The sequence below is a fragment of the Nonomuraea sp. NPDC001699 genome, from assembly GCF_053596455.1.
In genome coordinates this window covers 55,620-64,240 of the sequence record NZ_JBSFGF010000037.1, presented here as the reverse complement: position 1 = coordinate 64,240, position 8,621 = coordinate 55,620, and the positions used below count along the sequence as shown (strand labels likewise).

The following is an 8,621-nucleotide window of genomic DNA, read 5'->3' as shown; positions in this document are numbered from 1 at the left end:
GGTCCCAACGCCGGCGCCACCACCAGACCCGCGCCCGAGCCAGCCACCATTGGAGACGCTGGCTCATGCATCACGAAATCAGGCTGTAGTACTAGGGCGGATGACAAGTCGCCAAGGGCACCGCATTTAAGGGTCCCACGACTGGCCGGCCTTCGCCTTCCCCCTGCTCTGCAACGGAAGGAGGCCCTATTAGAAGGGGATGATGCGCCTGGCAGGTGTAACCCATAGCAGGTGCTTTCTGGGAGACCCTGGGTCCGGCAGCAGCACACGCTGGGAAGGGAGCGCGCTGCTGCCGGACGTCTACGGAGATGGGCGGCCCCTCAGTCGCAGGGCCCTTGCCTCTGCGACGCCATTTCCTTGCGAGGGGCCGCCCGGCGACGATCAGGCGGACGGGGGCACCGCCGTGATCGTCACAGGGGCGGCTGACCGGGCTCCGCTTATCGGCCAGCCGTCCGGGCGTGACCGCGTCCATGCCTCCACTCGAGGCGCTCGCGGTCATCGCCCTCTCAGAAGCGCTTCGTGTCGAGCTGCACACGACTCCCGCGCTCCCGAGAGGCAGGGGATTTGCTCTCATCCCGCGCTCTCGGATGTGGCCAGATGAGGGCGCTGCATCCAGACAAGTCCGTCTTCTGGGCGGTCGCGGGTTAGCAGGGGGTTGCGCACCGGCGTGGCCGGTGTCGTTCGATGGGTGCGGATCGTGGCCCTTCCTGCCGCGTCATGGGGCGGCCGGACGCTGTCAGGTTGGTTCGTGTTGTGGTCCGAGGCAGGTGTCTTGGTTCGCGACGGGGGTTAGCACGTAGCGGATGCGCTCGGCGGCGGTGGCGATCTCACTGACCGGGGTGATCGGTTCGGCCCATGACCACCACAAGCTCCACTCGTTTCCCAGAGGCGCCGCCGAGATGACCTCGCTGAGCGAGGGGGCGTCGGGGTTGATGACCCGTAGACGCGGCAGTCGCTCGTCGTGGGTGAGCAGGCGCGCGTGCAGGCCCTGGTCCTGCAGCAATTTCTGCAGGTCGCTGAGGTAGGTGATGGCTTGGTCGGCTACGCCGGGCGGGACGGGGTCGGGCATGACGGTCTCCGAGGCTGATCGACGGCAAGGGGTTCTAGCGAAGATTGCTTGTGACATGCGGCTGGATGCGCCCGGGTTAGATCGGGGCGCGGAACAGCTCTTCGACTTGCGCTGGGGTCGGGTTGAGGTCGAGATGGCACCACACCAGGCGCAGTCCGGTCAGGGGCATCAGGTAGCTGCCCCACCGGTTGCGGGATAGGGCTTCCACGATTGCCAGCCCCCGCCCACGCTCGGCGTCCAGGCTCGGTGTCTGCAGCGGAATCCTCGCCGGCTCTGAGCAGGACGATCCGGGATCGGTCACCGTCAGCCGCAGGTAGTCCCGCCCCTGACACAGCCTGAGCGCGATTGCGTCCTGACGGCCTGCGGCATCACCGCGGCAGTCACGACCGTCATCGCCGCTGCCGCTGGAGGCGTCGGCGTACTTCACCGCATTGGTGACCAGCTCCGAGGCCGCCAGAACCGTGATCTCCTGCGCTGGATGCTCGGGCGCCAGCCAGACGCTGACAGCTTTCCGGGCCAGATGAGGGGCCCGATCGCTGTGCGCCAGATGGGCTGTGCCGATTACCTGGAGCTGGGGGAGTGAAATGTAGTAGATCAACGAATCCGCCTCGCTAATCCTCGATCAACAGCCATGCCGCTTATGTGAATAATGGGATCGGCCAAGTGCACGCACGATCAGCTTCCGTGTGTGGCTGGCTGTGATACGCCGAGCTGGCCTGAAGAGACCTTCCCAGAAATCCCCAGCCTGAGGGGTGGATTGCAAAGCACTTTCCAGGCACGAACCAGGTGTGCTACTACACATTCGGCGTGCGTTTCTCGTGTGCCGCGAGGAAGGGAGCATCCTGCATTGCGAGAAATCGATCCGGAACCCGCGTTGAAAGCCCCAAGAGCGGAATTCGGTGTTCATCTTCGTGAATACCGCATAGTGGCTGGGAGGCGGCAAAAGGAACTTGCCGCAATGCTCGGCTGGTCTGTCTCGAAGATCAGCATGGTCGAGCGCGGGGAACGTCCGGCCGACGAGGTATTCGCCCGCGCCGCCGACACTGCACTGGGAGCCGACGGCGGACTGCTGGCCCGCTGGCGGGAGACCGTCGAGCATGCCGGCCGGTGGCCGATCTGGCTGGCACAACTCGTCGAGATCGAACAGCGGGCGGACATGCTTCGCGCCTGGGAGCCGCTGATCATCCCTGGCATACTTCAGACCGAGCAGTACGCCCGAGCCATTTTCCGAGGCAGGCCGAGAACCACTCCCGACCTCGTCGAGCAAAGCGTCGCCGCACGGATGGATCGCCAGCGCATCCTGGAGCGGGAAAACGGGCCTACGCTATGGGCGGTGCTGGACGAGGGGGTCCTCATCCGGCCCATCGGTAGTGAGGCGGTCATGAACGAGCAACTCACACACTTGGCCGCGATGGATGATCATCCGCGCGTTCACATTCATGTCCTTCCCCACAATGCGTGGCTGACGACCGGCCTGCAAGGTGCCTTCATGCTCGCCAGCGGACCAGAGATGCCCGATACGGCCTATATTGAGTCAATCACCCTGAGCCAGATCACCGCCGACTCCGATCGTGTTCTGGACGTCAAGTCGAGGTATGAGATGTTGCATGGTGATGCCCTTCCCCGCAGGGCGTCACTCCGATTGATCGAGGAGAAAGCCAAGCGATGGAAGTGACCAACGAGGATCTGGGCCGCGCTGCTTGGCGCAAGGCCGCACACTCTGGCGACAACGGCAATTGCCTGGAGGTTGCACCGCTACCCGGAGGCCGGGTCGGCATCCGCGACACTGAAGCCCCCGACCAGGCTCCCTACGTCGTCTCAGCATCGGTTTGGGCTGCGTTCATCGATGGCGCCAAGAAGGGCGAATTCGACTTCTGACGATTACCGACGTTGGAATCGACTGGGGCTCGCTGGCGGCGAGCTCCTGTCCCTGTTGCCGGGTAGGGCGATCGACCCCTTCCACCAAGATCAATAGGTTGGCGCCTACCGCTTGACGCCGAAGGCGCTCGCGAGGTCGGCGACGAACTGGAAGCGCTCCCCAGTTGAATTGCCGATCCATGTCACGTGTACGGCGACCAGCTGACCTTCCGCAAGCCGCCGAGAACTGCTCCTGTTCGCCCATCCGCTCGGAGGTTGGGTCCATGCTGAGCTGCCGCGATACGTGAGTACGCCATCCCGCTGGACTTGACAGCGCGGCTAGAGGTGAGCGTCTATAGCCCGTGCCTCAGCCGGTCCGGGGATCATCGCCATGCGGGTGATCGCGGGACCGTACGTCCACCAGGACACCTGACGGGCCGAGGTCAGATCAGATCGCTGGAGGAAAGATGTACGTATTGGGCAAGCTCGCCCATTCCCGCACCACCCCTGGGCCGATCGACTGGCTGAACGCCCGGCCTGACAACCGCGGGGCCAGTCGGATCTGTAGAGCCGGCGAGCTCCGTCGACGCGTACTCCCACATGGCAGTGTGAATCGCCCAATCGGCACTCCATGTGGGCTCCTCCACCACGCCAACACCATGCATGAGCTGGACAGTGTCCGCCGGGTAGACCTCAAGGTCCGGTGTACCGTACGCCATTCGGTCCCCGCAGGCAGCAGTCGCCCAAGCACCTGCGTTCCGAACCGGGGTATTGGCCGATGACCAGGCATGATGAGCTGCTGACCGTTCCTCAGGTCCTCAAAGAGCTGGGCGGCGTGTCCCGCCGCACCTTCTACCGCTGGCGTCAGATTGGCCGCGCACCAGTCTGCGTCCAACTGCCCAACCTCGAACTCCGCATCTGGCGGAGCGACCTCATGGCCTGGCTCGACTCACGACGGGAATCGAGGTGAACACCACTTACGACGTGAAGCTAGGCCAGATCCAGCGGCGCTTCAACAACGGTACGCCCGCCTACATCGCTCGCTGGCGAGTAGCCGGCAAGGAAAGGTCGAAGAGCTTCCGGACCAAGGGGCTGGCCTACGCCTTCATGGCCGACCTACGGCAGGCGACCAAGGTAGGGGAGGAGTTCGACCTCGACACCGGCCTGCCTGCGTCGAAGTGCGCGCGGCGATCCTCCGGGCCATCGTTCCTCCAGTTCGCTCAGGCGTATGTCCTGCGACGCTGGAACTCGACGGCACCTCGAACCCGAGAGACAGACGCGTACGCACTGCTCTCTCTCATCCCCGTGCTGGTCACCGACGCGCCGCACCGTCCTGCCGATGGGGAACTCAGAGAGGTTCTACGGATCCACGCGCTGCTCCCGGAGAAGCGGCGGGCCGACCTGACGACGGCACAGGCCGTGGCTTTGAGTTGGTTGGAGAGGGCCTCATTGCCGCTGACGGCCTTCGAAGAAGCGCAGGTTCTACACAAGGCCCTCGAAGCCGTATCCATCACCTTCTCCGGCGCACCGGCGGCGGCGAACACGGTACGCCGTAAGCGCGCCATCCTGCATCACCTGCTGGAGCATGCAGTCGAGGAGCAACTGTTCACCAGAAACCCGCTGGACAAGATCAAGAGGAGGGCACCCAAGTCCGTAACGCTCGTTGACCCCCGCACGGTGGTCAACCCAACCCAAGCACGGCAACTCCTCGACGCAGTGCCGAAAGTAGGCCGCAGGCGCGGTCCTCGGCTCAAGGCCCTTTTCGCATGCGTCTACTACGCCGCGCTCCGGCCGGAGGAAGCAGCGGACCTGCGGCTGACCAACTGCACGTTGCCGGACGCGGGCTGGGGCCTGATCGTCCTGGAAAAGGCACGGCCCCAAGGAACGAAGCGCTGGACCAACTCCGGCGAGACCCACGAGTCGCGCAACCTGAAGCACCGCGCGGACAAGGAAACACGAGAGATCCCCATCCCGCCCATCCTGGTTGCCATGCTTCGCGAGCACGTCGCCGAGTACGCCACCGCCGAGGACGGCAGAGTCTTCCACACGGGTACCGGTGGCACCTACTCCAGTTCGGCGTACTCCTACGTCTGGCAGGAAGCTCGCAAACTCGCACTCACCCCGGCACAGTTCGCCTCATCTTTGGCTGCTCGACCGTACGACCTGCGGCACGCGGCAGTCTCGCTGTGGTTGAACGCGGGCGTCCCGGCCGTCGAAGTCGCCAAGCGCGCCGGCCATGGCGTGGATGTCCTGCTGCGGGTTTACGCGAAATGCGTGGATGGCCAGCAAGAGCACTTCAACGGCAAGATCAACGATGCCCTGACCGAATAGCCTGCATGAATCTGCTTCCGGCCCCGGACCTGCCGGGGCCGTTCCCTCCCTGCCTCGCGTCTTATCGTGGCGTTCCACCACGGGACGCCACGCTCGGGTCTACCTGAGTGGCTGGTCTGTCGGCTCCTTCGGTCACGGCAAGACTGATAAGAATTCGATGCCGGCGCTTGGTGGGCCGGTCCATGTACTTGGGTGCCATGAGGCGCAGGCGGATATCGCCGGCGGAAGTGGCCGAACTGGTTGTCGCCGCGCTGGTCGGGCAGTCGGCGGCCTCGGTCTTGGATCGACTACCTACGTGTGAGTGATCACTTGGGCGGGTCGGGCTCCAGTGTCGACGCTCAGTCCTTGTCGAGAACGATAGGCCTGAGTTGACGAATGAACTCGGCGGCGTCCTTTTGAGGGTCCCTGTTCGATGGGGTCTCGGCGAGTGTCACGGTGAGCATGCTGCTGCCATCCCGCGCCCATGCCCAGCCGGCGGTCTCGTATTTTACCCCGGACTCCACGAGGGTGAAGGTGTATCCGGGCCCGGAGCCGGAGGGCAGGTCGACTCCGTCGCTGGATGCTTTGATTCGCTCAATATCTTTCAGCGGGAGCGGTGATGTGTTGTCGATCTCGAATCTGAGGCGATAGCCGCTACCGCTTCGGGGTTTGGTGTAGATGTAACAGGAATCGAGGTGCTTGCCATCGTCGGACATGTACTTCTGGACGGTGAAGTCGCTGAGGCCGGTGGCGCGTTCAATGGACTGCTTCGAGACCAGGCCGCATATCTTGGGCGCGGCGGTGATATCGCCGAGAGGCCGCGTGTCCGGTGCGGGAGACGGCGGCGATGTCGGAGGGGCCGAGCAGGCAGTCAGCAGGCCCGCCGCAAGAAGTAATGCCGTGGGCGATAACAGGCTTCTCGTGCTGAAGGAGGTTTGACTCATGGGGGCCTCTGCTGTGGATCAAGAGTCTCGGACTATGGCTGCATCTGCGCCATAGAAGACGCGCTTCGTCTCATCAGTCAGATAGAGCCATTCACGGTAAGCTCTTCTTTGTTCTGCGTTCATCTGATCCTTTGGTATGACCTTCCCGTCTACCAGGAAGTCGCCAGTAGAGCCTTTCGGGTATTGCTTGGAAGCGTATGGATGAGTTGGTGCCGGTACCGATCCGTCGCCGAAAAGTCCGTGACGCATCATGGCCGCCGCAGTGGCATCTCGGAACATGATTCCGGCGTCTTCGATCGCGTTCCCGGCCGCCTCTTTTGCCTTTTCTTCTGATGTGGGCTTGAATTGTCCGTAGATGTGCTCCTTTGCTTGGTCCACCAGCAGGCCGACGAACTTGCCAGGCGGTCCGGGTACCAGGTCGATGATCTTCGTGATCATGTTCTTGTACATCGCGTACTTCTCGTCGTTCTTTTTGGCTTCTTCGATTTTGGCGATGTTCCCGGCATCGGTGATCGCGTACGTCGTCTTGCTGAGGTTGTCCACTATGCCTTGGAACTGAGAAGATCCGCCGCTGCCGCTCATCGTCTTCTCAAGGATGTCCTGCCGCTTGTCGTCGATCTGCTTCTTGGTCGCTCCGGGATGCGACTTGTGCCATGCCGCGAACTCGGCCTTGACCTCCGCAGCCAGTTCGGATGCTGTCTCGTCCAGGACCTTCACCGAGTACTGCGCGTGGGCCGCCATCACGGTCTTGAACGCGTCGTTGTCGTTGAACGCCCACGCCATGGCCTTCTTGAGCTCGCCCTTGTTGAGGACCGCGCCATAGGGCTCTATGCCGGACAGGGACTTGTCCGGATCGTAGGCGGCGTCCACGCCGTATTCCGTGGTCGCCGGAGCCCGGAAGGCCCGGTGAACGTCGCTGACGTAGTTCGCCTGGATGGAGGCGGCCCAGGTCCGGGTGCCCGGCAGGTTCTCCTGAACCTTCTCCTCAGCCCAGTAATGGCTGGCCCATGAGGCGATGAGCGCGGACTTGTATCCGCTCGACTGCTCCCGGGGCATGCCATGGTCCCGGGACTTCGTCGCCGCCTCGAAAAGGGCCTCGCCGAGCAGTTTGTCGCTCCCCGGTGCCCACCGCCGATCACGCATCAGATAGGCCAGCGGCCTGCGCTTGGGGTCGATGAAGAAGTCCTGGGCGACCTTCGGATGATGGATCAGAGCGTTCAGCATCGCGGTCATGGGGCTCTCGTCAGGGCCGGGCCGCATCTTGTTCGTGCCGGAAAGCGGCAACTCCATCTCGATGGTCCGTGCCTCGGGGTGAGCAACGTCGTAGTCGTAGACCCGCTTCACCACGTTGAGCAGGAACGCGTGGTCGAACGTCCCCTTGCCGAGAAGCTTGCCGAGAGCGAAGGGGCTCTGCGGGGCGTCCAGATCCTTGAGCAGCTCGTCGGCGTATTTGTCGGGCAGCTTCCGGGCCCGGGAGGCGGTACCCAGGATGACGCTGATCAGGTCGGCGATCTTCTTCTCGGTGCCCAGGTCCTTGTCATCCGGGCGGCCGGTGGAAGGGAGATCCGTTCTGAACATGCGGGTGATCAGTCGCTTGAGCTCAGCCGGCGGGAGTTCCTTGGCGAAGGCGGTCGCGAAAAGCGGATCGTTCCTGTGTTTGTCGAGTTGGGCGATCGTCTGGGCGTCGAGTTTCCCGGCTTTGACCTGTGCCCGGATTTTGGCCGCCACCGCCTGGGCGGCGGCGGCGCCTTCCGTGGTGCTGGACTGCCAGTCCGCGCCGTCCGCCCACATCATGCCGTCGCGGTCGAGCCCCACGTCGGGGGTGGCGAGGATCAGGTCCAGGCGGCCTTGCAGGTCCGGCGGCTTCGCGCTCATTTCGTCGGCGATCCTGCGCAGCGCGGGCGAGGCCCACAGCTCGACACCGGCACGGCCGAGCGCGCTCTCGACCTGGCGGCTGGATTCCCGGAACTCGGGGCCGGTGCGCTTGAGCATGGCGATGACCCTGGTCATGAGTTCGGGGTTGATGCCTACCTGAGGACTCATGGAGCCACCTCCGACGTGGCGAGTTGATGGAGGGTGTCCAGGGCCGCACGGAAGTAGTTCTTGGTGTCGCGCTCCCACTGGCGCATGTCGGCGGAGAGTTTGTCGCCCTCCGGCCCTTTCAGCGCGCCACCCTCGGCGAGTCGGATGAGCTCGCGTAAATCCGCCTCGCATTGATCGGAAAGACGCTCGATCTGCCGGCGAGCGGTCTCCACCTCATCTTTCGTCGGCATGGCGGCCTGACCCAGGAGAGACGACTGGACGCTTGAATCGTAACCAGGGGTGGCGCATCCGGGACGAGTCCGACCAAGTGGATATCGCGTCGAACCTGGAGACTCCGGCCGTACGTACAACGTGGGAAGTGGCTAGGGCATGGGCAGGCCACAGATGGCGCACACCGA

The 8,621-nt window shown here is 63.8% G+C and carries 9 protein-coding genes; 4 read left to right on the top strand and 5 right to left on the bottom strand.

From position 1 onward, the window contains the following. Positions 1–736: 736 nt before the first annotated feature. Together ACWCSU_RS49410 and ACWCSU_RS49405 are read right to left on the bottom strand one after the other, a co-directional pair. Positions 737–1,069, bottom strand: coding sequence for a hypothetical protein (locus ACWCSU_RS49410; protein ID WP_449943845.1), 333 nt, complete (start codon positions 1,067–1,069; stop codon positions 737–739). A 76-nt stretch (positions 1,070–1,145) separates the two neighbouring features. Next, positions 1,146–1,667 carry an ATP-binding protein gene (locus ACWCSU_RS49405; RefSeq protein ID WP_449943842.1) on the bottom strand — a complete coding sequence of 174 codons (522 nt, stop codon included), beginning with the start codon at positions 1,665–1,667 and terminating at the stop codon, positions 1,146–1,148. Between the two features lie 249 nt (positions 1,668–1,916). On the opposite strand from ACWCSU_RS49405, the gene ACWCSU_RS49400 reads away from it, so the two are divergent. The 4 genes from ACWCSU_RS49400 (at position 1,917) to ACWCSU_RS49385 (ending at position 5,257) form a co-directional block, all read left to right on the top strand. Further along, on the top strand, positions 1,917–2,744 hold the full coding sequence (locus ACWCSU_RS49400; protein ID WP_449943839.1) for a helix-turn-helix domain-containing protein: 828 nt from the start codon (positions 1,917–1,919) through the stop codon (positions 2,742–2,744). Continuing rightward, positions 2,735–2,947 (top strand): DUF397 domain-containing protein, encoded by a 213-nt coding sequence (locus tag ACWCSU_RS49395; RefSeq protein ID WP_364084332.1) that lies wholly within the window; start codon positions 2,735–2,737, stop codon positions 2,945–2,947. The genes ACWCSU_RS49400 and ACWCSU_RS49395 overlap by 10 nt, the downstream gene beginning before the upstream one ends. Before the next feature lie 757 nt (positions 2,948–3,704). Further along, complete coding sequence (locus ACWCSU_RS49390) at positions 3,705–3,896, top strand: helix-turn-helix transcriptional regulator (RefSeq protein ID WP_364084329.1); 192 nt, start codon at positions 3,705–3,707, stop codon at positions 3,894–3,896. Beyond that, entirely contained in the window at positions 3,893–5,257 is a 1,365-nt protein-coding gene (locus ACWCSU_RS49385; protein WP_449943835.1) for a tyrosine-type recombinase/integrase, read from the top strand. Before ACWCSU_RS49390 ends, ACWCSU_RS49385 begins: the two co-directional genes overlap by 4 nt. Before the next feature lie 338 nt (positions 5,258–5,595). Here ACWCSU_RS49385 and ACWCSU_RS49380 read toward each other — a convergent pair whose 3' ends face one another. Genes ACWCSU_RS49380 through ACWCSU_RS49370 form a run of 3 tightly spaced genes read right to left on the bottom strand, consistent with a single transcriptional unit; the run spans position 5,596 to position 8,453 of the window. Beyond that, on the bottom strand, positions 5,596–6,180 hold the full coding sequence (locus tag ACWCSU_RS49380) for a hypothetical protein (protein WP_449943832.1): 585 nt from the start codon (positions 6,178–6,180) through the stop codon (positions 5,596–5,598). Positions 6,181–6,198: 18 nt separating this feature from the next. Further along, positions 6,199–8,190 (bottom strand): hypothetical protein, encoded by a 1,992-nt coding sequence (locus ACWCSU_RS49375; protein ID WP_449943829.1) that lies wholly within the window; start codon positions 8,188–8,190, stop codon positions 6,199–6,201. 29 nt (positions 8,191–8,219) lie between these two features. Next, positions 8,220–8,453, bottom strand: a complete 234-nt coding sequence (locus tag ACWCSU_RS49370) for a hypothetical protein (protein ID WP_449943827.1) — start codon at positions 8,451–8,453, stop codon at positions 8,220–8,222. Positions 8,454–8,621: the final 168 nt, after the last annotated feature.

Coding starts and splice junctions, on each gene's coding strand:
- ACWCSU_RS49395 (WP_364084332.1), top strand. CDS start 2,735: ATGGAAGTGACCAACGAGGATCTGGGCCGCGCTGCTTGGCGCAAGGCC.
- ACWCSU_RS49375 (WP_449943829.1), bottom strand. CDS start 8,190: ATGACCAGGGTCATCGCCATGCTCAAGCGCACCGGCCCCGAGTTCCGG.
- ACWCSU_RS49370 (WP_449943827.1), bottom strand. CDS start 8,453: ATGCCGACGAAAGATGAGGTGGAGACCGCTCGCCGGCAGATCGAGCGT.
- ACWCSU_RS49390 (WP_364084329.1), top strand. CDS start 3,705: ATGACCAGGCATGATGAGCTGCTGACCGTTCCTCAGGTCCTCAAAGAG.
- ACWCSU_RS49410 (WP_449943845.1), bottom strand. CDS start 1,069: ATGCCCGACCCCGTCCCGCCCGGCGTAGCCGACCAAGCCATCACCTAC.
- ACWCSU_RS49380 (WP_449943832.1), bottom strand. CDS start 6,180: ATGAGTCAAACCTCCTTCAGCACGAGAAGCCTGTTATCGCCCACGGCA.